17 protein-coding genes and 1 pseudogene are annotated in these 21,436 nt (G+C 63.2%); 4 read left to right on the top strand and 14 right to left on the bottom strand.

What is annotated here, in order from left to right; translation table 11 throughout:
* Positions 1-1,498 precede the first annotated feature (1,498 nt).
* Positions 1,499-7,387 carry a TipAS antibiotic-recognition domain-containing protein gene (locus tag ACZY0B_RS21850; RefSeq protein ID WP_463766321.1) on the top strand — a complete coding sequence of 1,963 codons (5,889 nt, stop codon included), beginning with the start codon at positions 1,499-1,501 and terminating at the stop codon, positions 7,385-7,387.
* Between the two features lie 115 nt (positions 7,388-7,502).
* Here the strand turns inward: ACZY0B_RS21850 and ACZY0B_RS21855 are convergent, their stop codons facing one another.
* The 3 genes from ACZY0B_RS21855 to ACZY0B_RS21865 form a co-directional block, all read right to left on the bottom strand.
* On the bottom strand, positions 7,503-8,279 hold the full coding sequence (locus ACZY0B_RS21855) for a hypothetical protein (protein WP_463766322.1): 777 nt from the start codon (positions 8,277-8,279) through the stop codon (positions 7,503-7,505).
* On the bottom strand, positions 8,276-9,154 hold the full coding sequence (locus ACZY0B_RS21860) for a beta-ketoacyl-[acyl-carrier-protein] synthase family protein (protein ID WP_463766323.1): 879 nt from the start codon (positions 9,152-9,154) through the stop codon (positions 8,276-8,278). The genes ACZY0B_RS21855 and ACZY0B_RS21860 overlap by 4 nt, the downstream gene beginning before the upstream one ends.
* Before the next feature lie 126 nt (positions 9,155-9,280).
* Positions 9,281-10,105, bottom strand: a complete 825-nt coding sequence (locus ACZY0B_RS21865; RefSeq protein ID WP_463766324.1) for a hypothetical protein — start codon at positions 10,103-10,105, stop codon at positions 9,281-9,283.
* Positions 10,106-10,258: 153 nt separating this feature from the next.
* On the opposite strand from ACZY0B_RS21865, the gene ACZY0B_RS21870 reads away from it, so the two are divergent.
* Positions 10,259-10,498, top strand: coding sequence for a hypothetical protein (locus ACZY0B_RS21870; RefSeq protein WP_463766325.1), 240 nt, complete (start codon positions 10,259-10,261; stop codon positions 10,496-10,498).
* Between the two features lie 263 nt (positions 10,499-10,761).
* Here the strand turns inward: ACZY0B_RS21870 and ACZY0B_RS21875 are convergent, their stop codons facing one another.
* The 10 genes from ACZY0B_RS21875 to ACZY0B_RS21920 form a co-directional block, all read right to left on the bottom strand.
* Positions 10,762-11,079, bottom strand: a complete 318-nt coding sequence (locus ACZY0B_RS21875) for a hypothetical protein (protein WP_463766326.1) — start codon at positions 11,077-11,079, stop codon at positions 10,762-10,764.
* Between the two features lie 128 nt (positions 11,080-11,207).
* A complete protein-coding gene (locus tag ACZY0B_RS21880) occupies positions 11,208-11,492 on the bottom strand; it encodes a hypothetical protein (RefSeq protein ID WP_463766327.1) in 285 nt (94 codons plus the stop codon).
* A 15-nt stretch (positions 11,493-11,507) separates the two neighbouring features.
* Complete coding sequence (locus ACZY0B_RS21885) at positions 11,508-11,780, bottom strand: WXG100 family type VII secretion target (protein ID WP_463766328.1); 273 nt, start codon at positions 11,778-11,780, stop codon at positions 11,508-11,510.
* A 78-nt stretch (positions 11,781-11,858) separates the two neighbouring features.
* Positions 11,859-12,665, bottom strand: a complete 807-nt coding sequence (locus ACZY0B_RS21890; protein ID WP_463766329.1) for an ESX secretion-associated protein EspG — start codon at positions 12,663-12,665, stop codon at positions 11,859-11,861.
* Positions 12,662-13,735: a PPE domain-containing protein gene (locus ACZY0B_RS21895; RefSeq protein ID WP_463766330.1), complete on the bottom strand. Its 1,074-nt coding sequence runs from the start codon at positions 13,733-13,735 to the stop codon at positions 12,662-12,664. Before ACZY0B_RS21895 ends, ACZY0B_RS21890 begins: the two co-directional genes overlap by 4 nt.
* 52 nt (positions 13,736-13,787) lie before the next feature.
* Positions 13,788-14,084, bottom strand: a complete 297-nt coding sequence (locus ACZY0B_RS21900) for a PE family protein (RefSeq protein ID WP_463766331.1) — start codon at positions 14,082-14,084, stop codon at positions 13,788-13,790.
* Positions 14,085-14,099: 15 nt separating this feature from the next.
* A complete protein-coding gene (locus tag ACZY0B_RS21905; protein WP_463766332.1) occupies positions 14,100-15,470 on the bottom strand; it encodes a hypothetical protein in 1,371 nt (456 codons plus the stop codon).
* Positions 15,471-15,482: 12 nt separating this feature from the next.
* The gene (locus ACZY0B_RS21910; RefSeq protein ID WP_463766333.1) at positions 15,483-15,767 is read right to left on the bottom strand and encodes a hypothetical protein; all 285 of its coding nucleotides are present in this window, start codon (positions 15,765-15,767) and stop codon (positions 15,483-15,485) included.
* Positions 15,768-15,930: 163 nt separating this feature from the next.
* On the bottom strand, positions 15,931-16,281 hold the full coding sequence (locus tag ACZY0B_RS21915; protein ID WP_463766334.1) for a YbaB/EbfC family nucleoid-associated protein: 351 nt from the start codon (positions 16,279-16,281) through the stop codon (positions 15,931-15,933).
* Positions 16,278-16,502: a hypothetical protein gene (locus tag ACZY0B_RS21920; RefSeq protein ID WP_463766335.1), complete on the bottom strand. Its 225-nt coding sequence runs from the start codon at positions 16,500-16,502 to the stop codon at positions 16,278-16,280. Before ACZY0B_RS21920 ends, ACZY0B_RS21915 begins: the two co-directional genes overlap by 4 nt.
* A gap of 315 nt (positions 16,503-16,817) precedes the next feature.
* Here ACZY0B_RS21920 and eccA point away from each other — a divergent pair, with 315 nt between their 5' ends.
* Together eccA and ACZY0B_RS21930 are read left to right on the top strand one after the other, a co-directional pair.
* On the top strand, positions 16,818-18,635 hold the full coding sequence (eccA, locus tag ACZY0B_RS21925; RefSeq protein ID WP_463766337.1) for a type VII secretion AAA-ATPase EccA: 1,818 nt from the start codon (positions 16,818-16,820) through the stop codon (positions 18,633-18,635).
* 92 nt (positions 18,636-18,727) lie between these two features.
* Positions 18,728-19,657, top strand: a pseudogene (locus tag ACZY0B_RS21930) (MinD/ParA family ATP-binding protein); the annotation flags it as partial.
* Positions 19,658-20,104: 447 nt separating this feature from the next.
* Here ACZY0B_RS21930 and ACZY0B_RS21935 read toward each other — a convergent pair.
* Positions 20,105-20,938 carry a DUF3050 domain-containing protein gene (locus ACZY0B_RS21935; protein ID WP_463766338.1) on the bottom strand — a complete coding sequence of 278 codons (834 nt, stop codon included), beginning with the start codon at positions 20,936-20,938 and terminating at the stop codon, positions 20,105-20,107.
* Between the last annotated feature and the right edge of the window lie 498 nt (positions 20,939-21,436).

Raw genomic sequence — 21,436 nt, forward strand, 5'->3', positions numbered from 1 at the left:
GCCTCTCCCGATCACCGGCCCCGATACCCCCGCGGCCACCGACCTACCCATCCACAAAAACATCCGCGGCATCCCCGAGCGCGAGGAGTTCGGCGACGCCCTGCAACTGGGCGCTGACGCGTTGCCCGCGTCGGGCGGCGTCGATTGGTGGCGCACGGTGTGCGTCGATAATTTGGGGCTGCCGCGGCCGGCGCAAGATCGGGGAACCTTCCTCAGAATGCTGCGTCAATCCCGGACCTTGTCCGCGCGTCAACTGAGTCGTTCCGGAGTTAGGGGATCCGCGATATCCAGCCTCGAACACAACAAGAACGGTGGGGGTCTGCGGACGTGGCGGAAGTTGTTGTGTGCGTTGGATGTTCCCGAGTGGGCGCAGGATATGTTTTTGCGGAAGTTTTTTCCGGGGCGGTTGGATTCGTTTCGTCCCGGTGTTATCTGGCATCACAGCCCGGGCAGTCTGGTCACCGCCCGTCGTATCGCGAAAAACTGGACTGAACAGGACCTCGCAGATCACGCGGACATCTCCTCGACCGTAGTGGGAAGGGTCGAGCTCAACAGGTATGAGTCTGGCCTGACGGACGAGCAGCGGGGGGCGCTGGGCGAGGTGTTGGGCATATCCAACGCCGAATGGGACTGGGTGGAGTCCATGGCGCGCGATTCCGAGGGTGCGGTGGCGGGCGAGGGTCCGGATATGGCCGTGGTGAAGCAGGTTGTGCGAGCCGGCGGGGTTGAGGCGGTCGACGTGTTGTGTGGTGGCTTCGACTCCGATATCAGGACCCAGATCGCTGTGTATGTGTCGGCCCGCGATCCCGCGGACGCCGACGGTGCCGTGGCCGCGGTGAGGGCTGAGGCCCGGGCCAGTGTGTGGGATGCCGCCGATGGGATCAACGCGTGGCAGTGGCTGATGGACACGGTGGAGTTCGTGGTGTTCCGTGGGCGACTGGCTGGTATTGCGAAGCGCGTGGATCCCAATGCCCACCAGACCATTGCTGCGGCGCGCAGACATGCTGTGCAGACGGCTATTGCGGCCGTCGCGGGCCAGCCCGATATCGGCGCGGGGCACCTAGTTCTGCTGGAAGGTCTGCAGCGCGATCTGTCGGTTGCTCATGTCCTTCGCGAGTTGTTCGCGAAGGACATTGACTGGGGCGCAGACACGTTCGTTGCGGAACAAAACCGGCTGGTGCTCGCGCTGGCCGAGGTTCTTGCCCGGGAGTTTCCCGTCGAACGCACCATCGTGGCCGCGGGCCGGGAAGACCCGGCGGCTTCGCCTGTCGTCGAAGAAGGTGCGCGGGCCAATGTCGGCGGGTCGGAACCGGATCGGCTGCTAGAGCAGAGCGCCGCCAAATCAGAGTCTGATGGCGCCCCGGAGAACTCTGTGGAGCGGATGCCGTCGGTCTGCGAGCAGGAACTCGACACCGCTACTGCCGATCAGGCGATCATCGACCAGGCCATCCACATCGATCGCACCGGCGGGTCTGCACCACCCAACCGTGGGCCCCCGGTGGCGGCTGACGATCCCGTCCAGGCCGACACCGCGCCTTCAGGCGAAGGGGCAGCACCGCCTGACGACGCGCCGTTTTGCACCGAGGACGATTCCGCCGCTGCGGCCGTGGTGGTTGATGCGTTGTTGGCAGGATTGGTGTCGATACCGCGGGTGTGTGCCGCCGGGCAGCTAGGGTTTGGGCAACGCCATTTCTCGCAACGCCGCTTTGTGCAGCGCGGCATCACCACCGCGATCACTGTTCCCGATCCCGACACCATCCAGGTGGCCGCGCTGCCCGGCATGGGTTTCACCGCAAAGGAATTCGCCTACCATGCCCGTGGCCACGCGAGCCGCGGACCGGGCGGGCGACCACTCGAAGCCGCGCCGGCCGACGGCGGATGGGTAGACAACCCCGACATCGCGGACCTGGTTGCCCGCTTGCGCGACGACGCCGACGCAACCGAGCTGGTCTATCTGGCGACCAGCCCGTCGGGGCGCCATAAGCACGGCCATGTGTGGGCTCTTACCACCACGGAAGAAAAGGGTCAATTGCTGCTGCACGAGGTTCGTTCTGCCCCCACTGACACCGACCCCTGGGGGACCGAGGAACACGACCACGCGTGCTCGACTGAAACCGACGTACTCAACCGGATCCGCCGTCAGCCCGGCACCAGCCTGCACGCCATCATCATCGACCGCGATGGCAACCCCGAGCCCGCCATCGGCCACGGCCCCACTGCCACCCTGGGCCATCTCGACGCCACCCCATCGCCCGGCGACGACAGCGCGCCAGGCGATTACCCGGCGGAGCGTTTCTTCGCCAGCCTGGGCCCCGCACATATCGAGGCGATGGTCGGTCGACAACCAGGACATGACGTGCGTCGTGTGGCTGAGGTGTTAACAGAGGCGTATCGACGCGAGGTACGAATTGATCTCGGATCGCCGATTTTAAAGCACAGTGGCCCTGGGTACGTGGAACTCCTCGACGCCGTTGGATGCTTTGCCGGGTGGTTCATGCCCCACGCAGAGGTAAGTGCGACTCTTCGCTACTTGGGACGCGGTTCGTCAGCTGTCGTAATCACATCCCCGGCAAGTGAATCCGGTGAGAGAGTCTTTGTCGCAGTCAACATTGGGGGCAGTGCGTACTTCTACGACCCCGACTTCGACACACTGTCGGACTTGCTAGAAACGTGTGCCGAAAAAGCACTGACCGACGTCGCGGCCGGTTATCTTGACGCCCAAGGGAATCCGTTGTGCCCGGCAGCAGAGTACACCACGCAATGGCACTTCACCAGGCGCCGAATCCTCGAGGCAGTGCAGGCATTGTCGGAGGTAGACCGGTTGCACCTGGCCGACGAAGAGGCAACCCTCAACACAGATTTCGCCGCGGCGATGCAAAGGGATGTGGTACCGGGCTCGGATCACGCGAACGCGCTGGCGGAGCGCCACTTCGCCATCCGGCGCCGGCTCGTCGCCGATTACGGCTATGAATCGCACCGCAGCGATGGGCGGTTACTTGTCGCAAATGGGGACTTCCGTCGCGGCTATGAGGAGATGGCGGCGGGGTTGGCGCGCTATGTCCGCGATGTGATCGTGGCCAATGCCCAACGTCACCTTGATGGTGACGATTCCTTGGCGCAGAACCGGACCGGCGCATCTATTACCCGCGCGGGGGATGGCGGTTCGGAACACCCTGGGCAGGAGGATGATTCGTCCTCGGTAGAACGTTACTTCGAGCACATCGAGAGCCGGACGCGATCGGTTCCCGCAGCCATCGAGGACCCGCCAACCGGATATGCTTCGCGACGTGTCGCCGAAGCGCTCACAGAAATGTACGACCTTGGGATCCACATCGAATCCGAGCCCGGCTCTCGCTTTGTGCCGCTCGCCGCGCTTGAAGCCACTCTTGGATTTGCCAGCAAAAGCGCGACCTACACCGAGATGGAGGAGACGCTGACCTACCTTGGTCGCGATTCCTCGGCCATCGTGTTGTCGTATCTGAAGACCACCAAGCCGACGGTGAACGTTATCGTGGCGGTTAACCTCCGCGGAAAGGTCCATCTCTACAACCCTGATTGGGAGGTGCTTTCGGACTGGTCTCCCCCATGGGGAGCTGACCTGCTGGCCCGCAGCGTGGTGGGTTATCTGGACGCTCGCGGAGATCCGTGGGAGCCCTTGGACGAGGCACAGCGCTGGGCGCCGGCCGTGGATCGGGCCTTCCTTACGTTGGATCTCCGCTCGGAGGCCAACAGAGCGCAGTTCAGCGGCGAAATAGCGGCTGTATCTCGAGATTTCGCTTTGGCCATGCAGCGTGACGTGACGCCGGGTTCGGACGAAGCGAACCAACTGGCGGACAGGCATTTTGCCATCATGCGGAGGCTCTCAGACCGCTGGAACTACAACGTGCATCGTTATTTTGGGCGCCGGCTGGTGGTGAGTTCGGAAGACCGTGGCTACTGGGAGTCGGTGGCGCCTGGGCTGGCGCGCTATGCGCGCGATGTGATCGTCGCAAACGCCGACAGCCACCTGGGCGCACGCGTATCCCTCGCCGGAACGGAGGCCGGGGACGCCAGCCGCGAGCGTTTGATGGGTCCGGTGGAGCGCTACTTCACGTACCGATGGGATCCACAGTCTGCCAGGGCAATTGGTGCCGAGAAATTAGATCAGCGCATTCGCCGTGTCGCCGAAGCGTTGAAACAGATCTACGGTCACCGTGAGTTCCCCCTGGCGTTGGAGCCTGGAGCCGCACGAGCGGTCCGAGCGCTGTTCGACGCTGCCGGATCAGCCCCGGACTTTGCGACTTATGGTGAGATTGCGGAGACGCTGCTGTACTTGGAGTGGGATTCGGCGGCCATCGTCGTGTCGCAGTGGAGACGCTGGCCAACTCCAGAGGTCCTGTTGGCGGTCAACTATCGCGGGAAGGCCTTCTACTACGACCCCACGAAAGAGACGTTGACCTCATGGCCACCACCGTGGCAGGAAAGCCGTTTGTCAGCGAGCGTCGTCGCTTACCTCGATGACAGCGGTATTCCGCTACTCCCCCTTGACGAGTCCGACAAACATTGGGATCAGGTGGTGCGGCAGATGGATGTTGCAGTGGCCGCCCTGTCTCAAGAGGACAGACTGCAGCTAATCGACGAAATCGCGGCTGTCAACGCTGATTTCGTGAGGGGCATGAATAACGGCGTGGCGGCTGGCTCGGACGAAGCCAATGCATTGGCCGAGAGGCATTTTGGGGTCGGACGCTGTCTCTACGCGGACTACAGCTACCAGTTGCATCGCAACTTTGGACGGCGGTTGGTAACGCATGGCAATTACCGCGACCCCTATGAGTGGATGGCCCCGGGCGTGGCGCGCTATGTGCGCGATGTGATCGTTGCCAACGCCGAACGTAATCTGGGTCCTCCCGACGATCCCGGGGGAGCACGCGCGCCGGGCCCGCGCCAGCCGCGCGGTCCGCCACCGGGAGGTTTGGACTCGCCGACAAGCGGGCAGCCCCGGACACCCACCGCCGGTGGCGATTCGGATCGTAGTGAGCCGGAGTCGCACAGCGGTGAACGCGATAGAGGCAGTGACAGCGCAAGCCCGGCACCCGCCGAAACCACCAGACCCCTCAAAGAGGGGAAACTCAACCTACCGACAACCCGGCCGACGGCTTCCGGTGAGCCGATCAAAGACGCGGCAAATCAGAACGCCCTCGGTCCACCCGGCAAGTTACGCCTCGTCACCACGCAACGGCGCGACGGCGCTGACGCCACGCGCCCAGCGTTGTCGGAGGATGGCACCGGTGCGCACGCTCACGCCCAACCCGTCGAGAATGCGCGATCCACCGACGGCGCACCTCGCAACAACGGCGTCGACGCCACCTCCGAAGTGTTGGCAGGCCCTTTGGCAACCAACGGAACCGGCGTCATCCAAGCCCGTCACCACGAGACCGGCAGTAATTTTGATGAAGGTGTGTCTGGCGGATCGTATGCCGACAACGGTGCCGTCGAGTCGACACCGCCGAGCAAGAACTGCGCTTTGGCCGTTGCCGGCAGGTTGTCGGAGCTGTACCGCGAGCGGGCATTTCGCATCGAGGCCGACCCGGCCCGTGCGGGGGTGCCCGCGGGGAAGTTGTTTGAAGCCGCCGATTCGGCCTGTGAGTTCGCCACCTACGCCCAGGTGCGAGACAAGCTGCTCGCCAAGTTGCCCAATGGCTTAGACAAGATGGCTGACGGCTCATCGGCCATCGTGGTCTCCAAGTGGGCGGGAGGCGGCCCGCGCGAGGGCGGCCACGCCTTTCTCGCGGAAAAAGTTGACGGTGAGGTGTTTTTCGTCGACCCCACGACCGGGCGGCGAGGTCCGTGGCCCCCACCCTGGGGCCAAGAAGAGGTAGAGCTCAGCGCGGTCGGCTACCTCGACCAGTACGGTAAGGCGCTCACAGCACTGCACGACATTTCCGCAGCGGGCACCGTCGGCGGTTCCGCCGCGCTCGCAGCCGCCGTGGTCATCGGCGACGTTGCGGGCCGCGGCGGGGGCCGGGGGGAGGGATGCTCTAGCGAGCCGTCTTCTCACGCGTACGGGGATACCGCCGATTCACGCTCCGACAGCCGGCATCTGAAGGCGATAGTTAAGAAGGCGTTATCACAACGGGTTCCCCCGGTGGGGGTCGACGAAATAGTGCATCCGTTGGGTGATGCGCGGTTGGCCGTGAAGCGGGCGCGGGCCAACGTGGCCTGGTGGGATGGACTGAGTGAGGTCCAACAGGACGCGTTGATCAAGGCCCACCCTGACAAGATCGGCAATGCTGAAGGCATTCCGGCGTGGGCCCGCCACGAGGCCAATTCCCTTAGGGTGCAGCGTTACCTGGATTTTGGCGATGAACTACAGTCTGCGTTGGACAACGGTACTCCGCTTCCCAGTAACCGCCCTCGACACGCGGAACTTCGGTTCCTGCCCCACGTACGTCGAATCGAGGCCGACCTACATTGGGCGACCGAAGTTGCCCGTGGAGCGGGGGTGGGCACGTTTCTGTTGGCCTTTGACCCGCTGGCATTTGACGATGCCGGACGAGTCGAACGTAGGGCAAGAGCCATTGTCGGTTTCAGCAAGAATTGCGGGAGTCCGTATGAGGCGCGGTCGGTATCCTGGCATATCCCCGGACGGGGCTGGACGGTTGACGATATTGGCGGGCTGATGGACCAGGCGCGTAACCATCTGAACTCCACGCTGTTCGATGAGCCGGCGTTGCCAGCTGCATCGATGATCTGGATCGGCTACCCTACGAGCGCGCCGCGAGAAGATGTGGTACGCATCGGCGGTGAAATCCTCTACGGTGACATCCGTGCGTTCAATGCCGCCCGCGATGCGCGGGCGGGCAAGGGCAACGAGTTCAGCGGTAATCATGTGTACGGTCATTGCCAAGGCGGCCGCATCGTCATCGATGCTGGGCAAGATGGACGGCTGGCCAAAGACATCCGCACCGTAACCCTGGCCGGCTCGTCGGGCGTGCAGATCGACCATGCCAGTCAGCTACGTATCGGAGACAACGTCTATGTCGCGGCGTATTCGGGCGACCCGTTTACGTGGCGTGGGGGCAGAACCCCGGGCTCGATGGGCGATCCCGAGCGAGGTAGGGGCGTCGACCCAGCGATGGATTTCTTTGGCGCCCAACGGGTCACCGCCGAATTCCCGCAGCGGATGGCCAGGGCGAGAGACTTTAACGACCACAACTCTTACTATGAGTACGTCGACCAGCCCGCGGGTGTATTCAGCGAGTCGGCGGCCAATTTCGGTCGGATCGCTTCCGGGCATCTCGAGCGAATTGAACGCGAAGGGCATCGCACTCTCGTCCAGCGGCGCGTCCTGCTACCACGCGTCTTCGATCCCGCCGCCAAGCGCCAAGCGCAGCAGGAGGATCCGTGATCGTATGGTCGTCCGACCGGCAGCGACTTGATCATGATGTCGATGCTTGCTGCGAGCGGAGTTCAAAGGTCCGTCGTGCGGCGCCGAAAGCCGGCGCTGCGGGAAGAATAGCGCTCTATCCGCTGCGGAACTGCCTTAGGGCCTTGATGTCTTCGGTGATCAGCCGATCAATTCGTTCGGCCAGACTCGGCCCGGTTACCGGCTTTGCTTCACTGAAATCGAGCGCGTAGAGGTATTCCCCGTCATCCTTGATCCGTACCCACGCAGCGAAGCTCTTTCCGGGGTCGATTCCCCAATGCCTGGTCGGACGCCAATGTGATTGCACCGTGCCGAAAGCCGTCACCTCGGCGCTCGCCACCTTGACAGCATCGGAGGTGCCTTCGATCGTGCGGTGAAGGACCAGGTCTTCAGAAGCGCTGTCGCTCTCGGGGACATCCACATACTCGGGAACGACGATTTTCGATCGGCTGCCCGGCTTCTCCAAGCCGGCCGCGTCGACGACCGCAGGCCCCAGTAGATAGGGAGATAGCTCGTAGACGTCGATCACGTCTTCGTCGGATCGTTGCTTCGCCAGAAACCCCAGCTGATCGAACCGGACGGCGAGCACCCGGACGCTGGGGGTATCGGCCGGAATGCGTTGGACGTGGCATCCCACGCGGATGTCGGCGTTTGCATACGCCACCGCACACTGCCGGAAAATGGCGAGATCTCCGTTGTCAAAACGATCCGGCACCGATCTCGCATAGTCGACGCGTTGCTCACCCCATGACAATCCGGACGGCTGCGTGAACATGAAAGGGTAGGGCAGGAAGTCCCGGCCGTAGAAGGTGTTGATGATGTCGAAGTCGATCAGGCTGATGCTGCCGATCTTCTGGAGCTCGGCCGTGGTCATGCGGCGGTCTGGATGACGCCGTCGGCGCACACGACGGGTGGCCGGATGATCCGCAGCACCACCGCGGTAGCGGTGAGCGAATACGTCGTCGCGAGCAGCACAACGATCGAATCCTCATGCAAATCACCTGATTTAGCGAGTTGGACCAGTCCAGCCACCTCGGTGCTCGCACCCAGGTCACCACAATCGAGGTTGTGCTGGTGCAGCGACTCCGCCCAGGGCAGGCCGATGGTCTTGGCGATCGAGCGGAACGGTTCGCCGCTGCCCGACGAATTGTGCGGCACAAAGTGGGTCACATACTGGGGGCTGAGGTGAGCATCGGTAAGCGCGGCTATCACCGCGTCGACCCTCATCTGGAACGAATCACGGTTGGCATCCGATGTCCGAGAACTGACCGCACGGGCATAGGCCGCCCCGAAGTCGTTCCGGCCGGCGTGCTCCCAGTAGGCCTCGCGAGTTCGCCATGGGCCGGCCTGTTCGGGGCAGCTTGTTGTGCCCGTACTGAGGATCTTCGCGAACCCGGCGTGCGGGGAGATCACTGTGGCGTGCGCGACATCGGAAAGAGGTGGGCCACCAAGCGATCTGGAAATCGCGAAGCGGTCGTCCCACGACCAATTGTCGGCGCCGGTACAAATCACCGCGCTGCCCGAGGACGCTAACGAATCCGCGAGCACCCACGAGGTGATGCCGCCGGCGCAATACTGGCGCATCTCAAACGCGGTGCCATGGCGCCCGACGATCCCGTCCTGGATGTGGTGATGCACCGGCCAGCCCGCACTGCCCTGATAGCCGGATCCGCAATGGATAACCCACCCGATGCCGGCTGGCTCCGAGGCGCCGGCCCCCAGCGTGGCCCTGCCGACCCGTATCGCCATTTCCGCGGGGGAGCCATGTCGGCACTCGCAGACCCCCCGCCAATCAGGTGCGGACGCCACCTCCTCCGGGCTGGTGGGCCTCGGTGAGGGCAGCAGCAGGCCGACGGACTCGACGAAGGCCACGGGCTAGGTTGCCTCGGGTTTGGCGGCTTCCGGTCGCGCCGGCTCGCCGAGGACGGCCACGACCGCTTGGGTGTCGCCGATGACTTGTTCACCATTCTTTTTGCGCCGCAACGCCTTGCTGGGCTGGTGGGCCCCAGGGCCACCAGCTCCGCCGTGACCGGCCCCGGGGGCGCCGGCTCCGGGCGCACCCATGCCCGCGGCGCCCGGCGCGGTGCCAAGTCCCGCACGGAAGCCGGCCGCCGCGGTGCGGCCGGCCGCGCTGCCCGCCGCGGTGGCCGGCGCTCCCGCGGGCTTAGCCAGCGCAGAGGCCCGCAGTCCCGCGCCACCGGCGGCGGCGCCACCCTTGAGACCCTTGGGGCCCAACGCCAAAGCGCCCTCGCGCGGCATCTGGGGTAGGCCGCCGGGCGCACCCATATTGCCATGCTGGCCGGCGTTCATGGCCTGACCGAGGGCGGACTGCAATGGCGAGGAGAGGGACTGCAGCGGGGAGGCGAGAGCGCCAAGGCCATTCGCGGCCGACAGGTCCGAGCTGGGCGTTGTCGTCGCTGTCGTGGGATCCAACGCCGTGGTTGCCGCGCTCGCCGGCGCAGCGATGTCCTGGGGCGCGGGCGTGCTCAGGCCGGCGACCGTCCCGAGCCCACCCAAACCGCTACCGCCGCCCAGGTTCGTTCCGCCGCCCAAGTTCGAGCCGCCGCCGAGGTTCGCTCCGCCACCAAGTCCGCCCAGATCTCCGCTTTGACCGCCAACTGCGGTGGCTGACCCCGCGTTGAAGCCGGGGTTGTTCTTTGCGATATTCGAAATGTTCGGATTATAAACGTTCTGGATCATGTTTCGCGCAAAATTATTGTATTGTTGATCGATATAATCGCGAGACTGGGGCCATTCGCTCAGGGCTGCTTGATAGCTAGCGTGGTTCGGGACAATATCGTTCTTTGCGGTCGCTAGGGTCCCAGAGAAAGCATCGTTCAGTACGCTCAAAGCATGCGCTCCATCGGCAATGTTCTGGAGGATGGGATACGATGCAGAAATATTTTGCACTGCGGCGTCGTGGGTTGCACCTTTCCAGAGATCACCGGTAGCCGAATCCAGCCCATTAAGGGTGTCCATGAATTGCTGCTTGGCCGTCGTGATGGCAGAACTTATGGTATCCCACTGCTGGCCCATACCGGCGGCGACATCATTGTCGGCATTCTGGAGGCTCTGGTACGCATACTGAAATAAATCAGGTTTGGTATAGTCCTCGCCGAAGTTGTCAAGGGGATTGGTCGTAGAACTAGTGCCTGAATTCGATAGGTCGGCCAATCGGGAGGTATCCGGCTTTGTAGGATCCGTCGTAGAAATGGTTTGCAGGGCGTTAGCGCGCTTCCCGTACCCGACATACTTAGAATAGCTTGTAAATTTGAAATTTGGGGAGTTGGCAGGGGTCCCCGGGGGAACATCATCACCGCCAGAGCACATGTTTGACCCTAACTTTCTGCACAGACTCAGCTATTGTCTTCGGCCTGGAAGCGAGTGAACGCAGCATTAACGGTTTTCTTGAACTCATCTAAATACGTGATATAGCTATCGAGGTTGGGCACGAGCCCTTGCACCGTATCGGTGACAGCGTCTTGCAGTTGCGACACGGTTTGTATTGCCGACGGGAAGCTTCCGGGAATGCCGAACTGGGTGAGGGCTGCCGCCTGATCTTTGGAATCAGTCAGTGCCTGCTGGAATATGTTAATGGCTTTCAGGTATTTATCACGCGCGGACTGCGACAACCGCAGATCCGCACCCGCGCCGGATTGGGTCAGCTGTTTCATCCCACTCGTCAGGTCACTGAGCGAAGACTGGGTTGACGGACTGTTCATAGCGTTCCTTTCGAGGCAATCCGGTTAGGTGGTGGTCCCGAGCCCGCCGGAGGCGGCGAGCCCGGGATCCGCCTGACGGCTCAGAAACCGCCGGCCAGTTGATGGTCCAGCGCGGCTGTATCGATCTGTTGCTGGACACCTGCGTTCTTCTGACCCTGCATGTCCAAGATGAGCTGGTCCAATTGCTGTGAGAGCCGCTGGTGGGCGGCTTGCAGCGCATTCGCAGCATCACCGGTGTAGACATCGTTGAGGGCGCCAAACACCTGAGCGACGTCCCCACGCAAATGCTCCACGTTGTTGAGGGCCTGCCCGATCTCGTCGAGTGCTTGGTAGTTCGAGCCGTATTGGTAGAGAATTTCAGACATTTTTGTACCGCCTTTCTATTCGGAGTCCCGGTTGACCAGCGTCATCATGTTGCTCTTGCCGGTTTCGGCAACATTCGACAGTTGATTGACGATGGCGCCGAAATCTTCGTCATACTGCCGCATTTTGTTAGCGAACTTGATCGCCTGGTTGCCCCGCCATGAACTGGACGTCATTTGGGCGGTGATGTCTTGCATCTGGTTTTTAAGCTGCTGGGCATCGGCCATCGCTTGATCGATTTGACCGATCTTCGCCTGAGCTTCCGCTTGGGTCAGACTGGTTTGTTGCATTTGTCTGCCTTTCCTTCGTGTTGGTTATATCGGGATATCCGAAATCTTCTGGTTGTTTGCGTCGTGGTGCTCGAGGATCTAGGCGTCCTCCCATCGTTCGGGGGATAGCCCGATCAGCTGGTCGATGGCCTTGCGGATGGTGTGATCCGATCCCGCCTTCAGGGTGGTCCACAGCTGCCCGTTCGGTGAGGCGGATGGGGCCGCCACGATCCGCCCCCGCTTGGTGTAGAAAACCGCGACCGCGACGGAACTTCGGGAGATTCGGTCTTCGTAGCCGGCCAGGGCGTGATAGACAATTTCAGCGAACGCGAGGCGCGACGATAGCGCCGAGCCCAGCAACATCGCCGAGCGCCGTTCGGTGCCCAGGGCGTGAATTCGGTCGGCCAGCTCTGGTCCCTTGCCGCCTCCGTTGAGGCAGTCGGTCATCTCGTCCAGCGGCGCACCGACGGGATCGATGGGCGCGGGCTGCATCTGCGGAAGCTCGCCCAACAGGGCCCGCGTTGCCTCGTGCAGCCTGGGGCCGTGGGCCCGCAATACAAACTTGTTCTCCGCCCGCCGTGCGAGCACACCAAGCGAGCCCCGACGCACCACCGAGACGCGGGCGGTGCCGACGGGCGCCACCACACGCATGGCCAGTTCACGGTCGGGGCGGTGCAGCGCGCGCACCTCAGACGCAAGACCGGAGGCTACAACGCCGTTGGTGATCAGACCGCGTGCTATCAGCGCCCGGGTGGCCCTGTCGAATGCGGCGTCTAGCTCGTCGCTGCGGCCGTGGCGGGGGCGCACGCCAAGCACGGTCGGGAAATCTCCGCCACCGGTCCGTAACCCGACCACCTGCAACTCGTCGTCAGAGAATGCATGGTGCAAGATCAATGCGGTAGTCATCGGCGGACCTCTCCGTCGGTGCCGATGACCGGCGGTGAGACCCACCTGTCCGAGACCTGCTCGAGCGTGCGCCCCGGCTCGTCGGCGAACCCTTCCGGTTCGGGTTCCGGGGGAGCGGCAAGCTCATCAAAGATCGCCGAGTTAGGCCCCCAACTGACGTGGGACACCGTGAACTCAGCCGGTTGGGCCGAGGGTTGCCACGATTGTCCGCTGTCGGATAGGCCCGCGCCCGGCTCGCCGCCGCCCTCCAAGGTCCCGGCGGGCCGAGTCGATTCGTATTCGCGGCTATCGTCGTTGCGGCCGTGCGCTCCCATCGGCGCATAGCCGCCCGCACCCATGCCGCCCATTCCCGCCTGGCCCCCTAGGGAAGCGGTGCGGCTCAGCAGCTTTGGGGTCGCACTCGATTTGACCTCGGGCGCTGCCCAGGGGGCCAGCGGCATCGGCGGGGCAGCCACTCCGCTGCCGGCAGCGCCCGCTGCTCCCTCGCCGCCCGCCCTGCCGGCCGGCTCGCTCGCCTGCGTCGCGCCCTGAGAAGCGTCCTCGGGAAGCGGTTGGTCCCAAGGCTGGGCGAGTGCCGTCACCGCTTCTTCGTACTGGCGCATCACCGCCGCGGCGTTGGCTTGGTGAGTCTTGGCCGCCTCGTCGAACTCGGCGAATTTACCGTTGAGGATCGCGCCGTTGTACGCGGCGAGCGATACCATCATGTCGTGTATGTCCTTGGCCTGCACTGCCTCTGACACACTCGGCATCGCCATAACCGCTTCGGTATTGGCCACCGCGGCCTCTTCGGCGCGCTGACCATTGGTCGCCGCGGCCAGGCTCGCATCCCGCAGCCACTTTCCCAGCACCTCGAGTCTGCGTACGGCTGCCGCCGAGGCCTCGCTCTCCCACACGGTTTTGAGCCGTTCGACCATCTTGTCGTAATCGGCTGACACGGCCGCGAACTCGTTGGCTACCCGCACCCAGGCGGCGCCGGCCTCGCCCACCGAAGCAGGGCCCGGACCATCGGTGAGGTCGCGAGCTAGCTGGGTAGTGCTGCGCGCCTCCCACACCACGTTGGTGAAACCCATGCCCGATCCTTCGTTTTCGGTTCGCTGCGATCCGGTCCGGTCCAGTAGAGAGCTAAACTGCGCGGGCTTCGTCTGCGGCGACGACCTGGTTGCTGTGCGTCCGCAGGGTCGCTGTGAGGTCTTGGATCCGCTTGTGGCCCTGATCCGCCACCTTGGTGAATGACGCGTGCACGTCGTTCAACGTGGCCGCCACTCGCTGCGAGACCTCGTCACGTGCGGAAGGGACCGCCGTGAGGTTCAGCGCCTCGGTCTCCATCACGCGTCTAATGCGGTCGGCGAGTTCGGTCAGTCGGCTGGTCGTGTCGCCTACCTCGCCGGGCCGCATCGAGAGACGGTCGCCGTTATCCATGTGGGTGCTCCTAACCTAGATTCGTAATTCGATATCGGGTGTGTCGTTGGGATCGGCTTCACCGATTACCGGCGGTGCCACCGTGCGACCATCGCCGACGACCTTGCCGCCTTGGTCGCTGGTATGAAGAAACGACGCGGCCGTATGTGCGCCAACGGAGTTGGCGGCGTTGCCCGCGCCGGCAAGCGGTGCGCCCATCATGCCGCCGCCCCCCATCGACATGCCGGCCATCGCGGGACGCATTGGGGCGGAAGCCATTGCGGTGGAGGCGGTTTCGGGAGCGGCTGGCGTCGCTGGCGCCGTCACACGGGATACCAGTGTGCCGCTGGGGCCGCCGCCCGCGCCGGCCCCAGCGGCGGGAATCGGCGCGATCCGGGCGCCGCCCTTCTGTCCCGATCCCTCGCCTGCCGAGTTGGGGTCGGCGCCGGTGGCGCCGGCAAGGGTTGCCGATTGGGCTCCTGCCGCTGCCGCGGGATTGCCGGCCATGCTTGCAGCACTCATCGCCGGCGAGATGCCGGAGGTGGCCGCAGACATCAGCGGTGAAAGCATGCTCAGTGCGCTCGTCGGACTGCTCGTCGAGCCCGTGGCTCCCCCCAGCAATGAACTCAGCCCCCCGGCCGTCGACGTGCCGAGCGAGGATGCTGCCGTGACGTTGACGGGCTTCCCGATCGCCGAGACGGCAGTCGCGTGGGCGCCCAGGGAACTTTGCACCTCGGTCATAACTGACGTCGCTTGTGTCACAGCCTGATTCGCGGCCGCCACGACAGCCACCCATCCCCACGGGAAAATGATGTTGGGGCCGATGGCCGCCACCGTCGCGTTGAATTCGTTGATGATCGCGATCAGTTGACTTTGCGCCTGCGCGACGTCTGCGGTGGCGGCCGTCAGGCTGCCCTTGAGCCCGTTCGCTTGTGTCGAAACGTCGGCGCCGTTAGCCAGTGCGGTAGCGGTCTTGGTGACTGCCGACACGTTGGACGCGCCCTGCCAACCTTGTTGGACGGCACCCAGCGCCTGCTGCAATGGGCTGGAGGTGCTGTCGAACGCGTTGGAAATCCCGGCCAACATGTTGGTGGGATCTGCACCGGAGAATTGCCCGGTCCCGAGTGTGCTGAGCATATTGAGGACGGGACTGATCAGCTGGGCGGGATTCATCGGGTTAATCGGCCCGCCGGGGTTTGTCGGCGCTCCCGCGCTCGCCGGCGTGGCTAGCGCGCCGTTCGATGATTGGAGTAGGCCCAGTTTGTCCTGGATTTGCTGGGTCGGCATGGCCAGGTAATCGGCCAGGCCTTTATCGCCGGCAGTGATGACTGGCGCCGGGTCAGAGCCGGGCAACGACGCTGCGAGCTGCGTCGTCGAATTGATCGGGGGCGGTGGCGAACCTGTCATGGTAAGCCGGTATCAGGCGTTGTCGGCAGCGACATGCACAGCCTTTGTGCTGTCGGTCGCAGCGCCGATTGCGTGGTGAACGTGGCCTACCAGCAATGTGGCTGCGATATTGTTGCCCTGAGCCGGGGCGTAAGCGGCCAGATAGGTGGCGCCGATCGGACCGAGTGCGGCCGCCGCGGCACCGAGCATGGCCTCCGAATCCACTGAGCCAGCACCCATGATCGTCGCGGCTGCGGCCTGGTTGGCGGCCGAAAACGCCTCCATCGCCGCTGGAACCGCCTTGAAAACTCCACTCATCTGTGGCACCTCCCGACGTAACCTGGTTCTTTTTGGTGATACGCGCTGTATCGTGATACGCAGTGTATCGAACAATGCCCGCGCTGGCTAGTGGTACTGATCAGGTGCTCGCAAGTCAGTGTCGGTAGAACGAGAGGTCGCCAGGGTGCAAACGGCTCATTCGCTAGCGGTCGGAGATCGTCGTGCCGTCCTCACCGGTCAACGGCGCCTCATTCAGCACGCGGTTCCGGCGGTTGAACTCTGCTATGAGGAAATTCTGGCGATCAACGGTGACTTGGGCCGCCGCCCGAGCCGTGTCGATGATCAGCTTCGCCAGGGCATGGTGTCCGAGCTTGAGCGCTTGCGGGCGCAGCCACAGTCCAGTCATCGCGCCGAGACCATCCACCTCGACGCTGACCGACTCGTCGTGACTGGTCACCCGCGCGGCTATCGACCGGCAGTGCTCATCCAACGCCTGCAGCAGGTCGCGCCCCTTGAGGGCGCGGGCGATCACCGAGTCGGCCAGACCACTCACCGCGATGTCATCCAGGTCTCGGGCGGCCCGTCGTCGTCCCCTCGCGCCTCCTGCTCGGCCTTGACCAAGTCCTCCTCGGTGGCCAGGTTCAGCCCACGAATTACGGCGGGGGTGAAACCGAGCTCCCTCAGGTCGCGTCGATGCGCCACCTGGAGGCGCAGCGAAGACAACTGGCACAGTGACAAGATTTCGCGTGCGAGATCCTCCGGGGCTCGCGACATTTCCGCAGCGCCGATTGTCAAGCGGGTTGGCAACCCACGCTCAGTTGTTATCACCGATATGTCACCGCGACGGGAGATGACCGGTTTTTGCATGACAGGCTCGTTTGCCGTGTGGGTCGGCTGCTCACCCATGTGCTTCTCCTCAACCGGATGTTGGTCCTACACTATAACTTTCACCGGCCGCGTGCAGGACACTTCAATGCAAGCTTACTGGCCTGCTCGGGTCGCTGACGAGGGCTGGCGGCTGCTGTCGTGTGCGGGTAATCGTCGCTCGGGTCATTGTCAAGCTGCCAATCGAAGATGGGGAACACACGGATGAATGGCACCAGAGAAGCGCAGCGCTTCTTCGACGCGGGTGTGCTTTCGCTTGGTATACCGATCGACGGGTTAGAGACCGATCGAGACTTACAGTATGCGGGACAAGCCTTTCGGCGCGCCACTGACTGCGACTCCGATATGTGCGACGCCTGGCTGGGACGTGCCGCCGCCGGTGAGACCACCAGCGAAGTGATATACCACCTCCACCGGACCAGCGACTTACTGTTCCGCGAGCAGCGCCGGCTGGGCTTGCCCGCCCGAGCTCTGAGCGGCCGATTCCAGACCGGCCTCTACCTCGACTACGCCCTGGCCAACATGACCGAGGTTTGGCTTGCCTGCGCGGCGAGCATGATCAATGGCAAAGATTATGACGAGGCCGAACGAGTTCTGGACGAACTCCGCAAGAAGCGCGGTGCCATGCCCGACGGTGACGTCGACTCCTCGGAGATCTGCGTATACATCCGAGGCGTGCTGCACTTCACCACCCAGCGCTGGCCGGATGTGCTGACCGCACTGGCCAATTCGGGCGCCTTCGCCGACGAATACCTCGCGGCCGGGGCACATCTGATGGTGGGCTCGGCGTGCGCGCAGCTGGGGCTGTTCACCGAAGGTATCCGCCGGCTCGACCAGGCTATCGAGGGTCCGATCCCCGCTGCTCGACGCGACGCAGAGTTCTGCAAGGGCCTGACCCTACGGGAGATGGGTGAAGAAGCCGAAGCGCGGAGCATCTTCGAGCGGATCTACAGCGAAGACCCGGGATTTGAGGCCAACGCAGCGGCGCTGCAAGACCCGAAGTATCGACTGGTTATCACGACCGAGGAAATGATCGAGTCGCGCACAGACAAGTGGGACCCGAGCACCGCGCACGGCGCCGACGACTCCGGCGGTGAGACCATCACCGGCCGCGGAAGCGAGTACCTGCGTAAGGCACAGCAGGAGTTGGACCGCCAAATCGGTTTGGCTGACGTCAAGCTGCAGGTTACGAAGATTCGTTCCGCGGCTACCTTGGCCAAGGTCCGGAGCGGCAAGGGGCTCAGCACAGCAGCGCGCAGCCTGCATTTGGCGTTCACCGGACCGCCAGGAACGGGTAAGACCACCATCGCGCGGGTCGTGGCTCAGATCTACTGCGGCTTAGGGCTGTTAAGGACCCCAACGGTCGTGGAAGCCACACGCCAGGACTTTGTCGGGCAGCACCTGGGTAGCACGGCGATCAAGACGACGGCCCTCATCGACCGGGCGATGGATGGGGTGTTGTTCATCGACGAGGCCTACGCACTGATCCAAACCGGCCTATCCGGTGGCGACGCCTTCGGCCGGGAAGCCGTGGACACCCTGCTGGCCCGGATGGAAGGCGACCGAGGTCGCCTGGTGGTGATCATCGCCGGTTACGACGGGGAAATCGACCGGTTCCTGGCCGCCAACGAGGGCTTGGCCTCGCGGTTCACCAAGCGCATCCGGTTCGCCTCCTATACACCGGCCGAACTCGGTGACATCGGCCGCCTCATCGCCCGGACGCGGGACTCCGAATTGACCGAGGCTGCCTACAACGGATTGGTTTCGGCGTGCACACAGCTCTACGAGGCGGAGTCCGTCGACCCAGCGGGCAAGGTTCGCAGGAACATCGATCTGGCAGGCAATGGGCGGTTCGTGCGTAACGTGATCGAGGCGGCCGAGGAAGAACGCGAGTACCGGCTAAGCGAAAGTTACGGGGCTGGCCTGGAAGAGCTCGATGAGCAGGATCTGATGCGCATCGATCTTGCTGACATGAAAGCGGCACTCGACGGCGTCATGGGAGCGCTTAGTTTGAGCTCATGAACACCATTGCCGTAGCGTTACACTCTTCCATCGCAATGCCTTTCAGCCGGGTGGTGCCGTAGATGTCCGAACGGCAGCTGGGCGAGCACCTGCCCACTAACGACGAACTGGGGCTGATTCGACGCCGACCAACACCGCAACATGGCTGGCGAAAGCTGATCCATCGCGCAAGCCGGGGACTGATCAACCCCGGAGAATCGGAACGCGATATCAGCCAGAAGGCCATGATCGAGCGAGTCAATCAACCAGTCCACGGTGATTATAGAATCGCAGTTTTGTCCATGAAAGGCGGCGTTGGCAAGACCACCGTCACTGTAGGCCTGGGCGTCACGTTTGCTTCGCTGCGGGGGGATCGTGTGATCGCCTTCGATGCCAATCCCGACTTCGGCACTCTGGCTCAGCGGGGGCCCATCGAGACTCGCTCTACCGTGCAGGATCTGTTGTTGGACAAGAACATCGTGCGATACTCGGATATTCGCCGGCATACTTCTCAGGGGTTGAGTCGACTGGAGATTTTAGCCTCTGAACGTGATCCGGCCGTGTCGGAAGGTTTTTCGGAGGCCGACTATCGGACAGCGTTATATGTGTTGCAGCGCTTCTATAACATTATCCTCACCGATTGCGGTACCGGTCTGGTGCATTCGACGATGGCGGGCACCCTTGATGAGGCTGATGCTCTGATCATAGTGACCTCGCCTGCAGCCGACGCTGCGCGCAGTGGGTTGGCCACCCTGGATTGGCTGAAACAGCATGGTTATCACCATCTGGTATCCCAAGCGGTGATTGTGATCAATTGCGTACGGCCCGGGCCGATGCCCCTGGATATCGACAGGCTCGCCGGCAACTTTCTTTCGCACGTCCGCGCGGTTCACGGTGTGCCTTTCGACCGTCACCTCGCTGAAGGCGGGGAAGTCTCCCTCGACTTGGTGAACCGTAAGACGCGACAGGCTTTTCTGGGACTTGCTGCGACAATCGCCGACGGATTCGGCGAGGCCGAACACCGTCCAGCCGGCAGGCTCTAAACCCGGCCCCGGGGGGAGGCCTTAATCGCCCGCACTCGTCCGAACAGTGCCAGCTCCGGCGCGTGTTTCACGGTCACACGAGGGTGGCGAACGTATCGGCCGGAGGCCGATGGGGAAGCCACGTCGCCGTACACCACCAAGCGGATACTACGAGTTGCGGTCGCGAATTTTGCCTATTACCAATGGCTTCCACTGCCGAATAGCCGACCTACGAGCGTGCGTGAGCGGCAGGTGACCTGAGGCCTTTGCCGACCCACGACGGCGCATATAAGCGCATGCCGGATCCTGGCAACTCATGCGTGCGAACGCAGCTAATTACGGCCTCAACCGCGCGCAGCGGAGACAGGCCTTGACCAGGAGTCGATCAGCGCCTGGCGCTTCCAGCCAAACAGCGTCGTCGCCTTGCGCCGCGCACGGCGGGGTCGTGAACGGGCTTGTCGCTCGGCTTCATTCGCCACTGAACCATTCCGCTGAGGGGCGTAACCACGGATCACTGTCGACCGTCCCGCTTTCGATCGCGGCGAAGATACCGTCCCAAAGCTGCAGCCGCGCAGAAATGGCCGCCTCAGCCGCTTGCGTGCATTCCTGCCATCTGACCTCATCCTCACCGCACAGATCCACCAGCATTTGCATCGCCATCGGAGAGTGGTCTTCACCATCGACTTCAATGTGGCGCACCAGATATTCGATAAACGTGTTCAACCCGCCGCTGTCGCGATTGACCGCAACAACCCGGGCGAACATATCCGGGATCAGATCCTCGCGGCCAAACGCGAACGCAGCCGCCCGACAATGCAGAGGCGCGGATTCCACGAGATCCCAGGTAGAGCTGACAAACCGCGCCGACGGACCCGGCACACCGGCACCAGCCAAGGCATCAGGTACCGAATTGCCGACCCGCAGTAGGTCAATGAAGCGGTCAACGCTCGAGCGATCCGCGCCCGCCTCCGCCATAGCCGCTACGTAAAGCTCGAAGTGACTCCAGTAGCCCCCGCCCAACTCGTCGCTCTCCTCCACCAGCACGATGTCGTTGATGAGGCGACGGGTGGCCCTTGGCCCCACGGGCAGCCACGGCAACGACACACAGGTCAGCTCACGCTGAAGCGACTTCAGCAGCGACATGAAGTCCCACACCGCGAACACATGATGCTCCATGAAGGTGTGGATGGCGCCCAAATCGTCAAGACTGGCGTACAGCGGATGGGAGACCACACGCATGCGCGCGGCCGCTACCGCAGCCTGTAACCCCTCGATTCCCTGGCGGGTACCTGCATAGGTCATTGGATTCCCTCACGCTTCCTCAAAGTAGGAGTGATACATCATGTATCACTGCCCCAGTGATACATGATGTACCATGGTTTCTACTGCTCGTCAACACTTTTGAGCATTGTGTGTTAACTGCCGTCTTGCTCGTGGGGATCTTTTCGGATCGGCCGGTATGGGTGGACTGGAAATGGTGGACCGCCCGGGACTAAGTCGGGCATCATCCCAGCCGGTCGGTGATCAGCCGAATGTCGGCTCAATCCTTATCGTGATACACGCAGTATCATCAGTTATGGTACCTAATATCGGGCGGGCGGCGCCTCGATGGCACTCGAGGAATGGCGTAGCTGGGTCATGGCCTCGGTCGCGGCTACAAGTCAAGCCTGGAAGGCGCCGAAATGTACTGGGAAATCAGGAAACGAGCCGTGGAGCTCGTCATTCCGCGCTGCGCCGGGAACACCTTCTGGATGCTTGCGCCCAGCCTGCGCCCATCGTCCAGGATGGATCTTGTCGCGA

This window comes from Mycobacterium sp. IDUB_19 (genome assembly GCF_055419445.1).

Coding starts and splice junctions, on each gene's coding strand:
- ACZY0B_RS21860 (WP_463766323.1), bottom strand. CDS start 9,154: ATGGCGATACGGGTCGGCAGGGCCACGCTGGGGGCCGGCGCCTCGGAG.
- ACZY0B_RS21935 (WP_463766338.1), bottom strand. CDS start 20,938: ATGACCTATGCAGGTACCCGCCAGGGAATCGAGGGGTTACAGGCTGCG.
- ACZY0B_RS21865 (WP_463766324.1), bottom strand. CDS start 10,105: ATGATCCAGAACGTTTATAATCCGAACATTTCGAATATCGCAAAGAAC.
- ACZY0B_RS21900 (WP_463766331.1), bottom strand. CDS start 14,084: ATGGATAACGGCGACCGTCTCTCGATGCGGCCCGGCGAGGTAGGCGAC.
- eccA (WP_463766337.1), top strand. CDS start 16,818: ATGAATGGCACCAGAGAAGCGCAGCGCTTCTTCGACGCGGGTGTGCTT.
- ACZY0B_RS21880 (WP_463766327.1), bottom strand. CDS start 11,492: ATGTCTGAAATTCTCTACCAATACGGCTCGAACTACCAAGCACTCGAC.
- ACZY0B_RS21890 (WP_463766329.1), bottom strand. CDS start 12,665: ATGACTACCGCATTGATCTTGCACCATGCATTCTCTGACGACGAGTTG.
- ACZY0B_RS21875 (WP_463766326.1), bottom strand. CDS start 11,079: ATGAAACAGCTGACCCAATCCGGCGCGGGTGCGGATCTGCGGTTGTCG.
- ACZY0B_RS21905 (WP_463766332.1), bottom strand. CDS start 15,470: ATGACAGGTTCGCCACCGCCCCCGATCAATTCGACGACGCAGCTCGCA.
- ACZY0B_RS21885 (WP_463766328.1), bottom strand. CDS start 11,780: ATGCAACAAACCAGTCTGACCCAAGCGGAAGCTCAGGCGAAGATCGGT.
- ACZY0B_RS21910 (WP_463766333.1), bottom strand. CDS start 15,767: ATGAGTGGAGTTTTCAAGGCGGTTCCAGCGGCGATGGAGGCGTTTTCG.
- ACZY0B_RS21855 (WP_463766322.1), bottom strand. CDS start 8,279: ATGACCACGGCCGAGCTCCAGAAGATCGGCAGCATCAGCCTGATCGAC.
- ACZY0B_RS21920 (WP_463766335.1), bottom strand. CDS start 16,502: ATGTCGCGAGCCCCGGAGGATCTCGCACGCGAAATCTTGTCACTGTGC.
- ACZY0B_RS21870 (WP_463766325.1), top strand. CDS start 10,259: ATGCGCTCCATCGGCAATGTTCTGGAGGATGGGATACGATGCAGAAAT.
- ACZY0B_RS21895 (WP_463766330.1), bottom strand. CDS start 13,735: ATGGGTTTCACCAACGTGGTGTGGGAGGCGCGCAGCACTACCCAGCTA.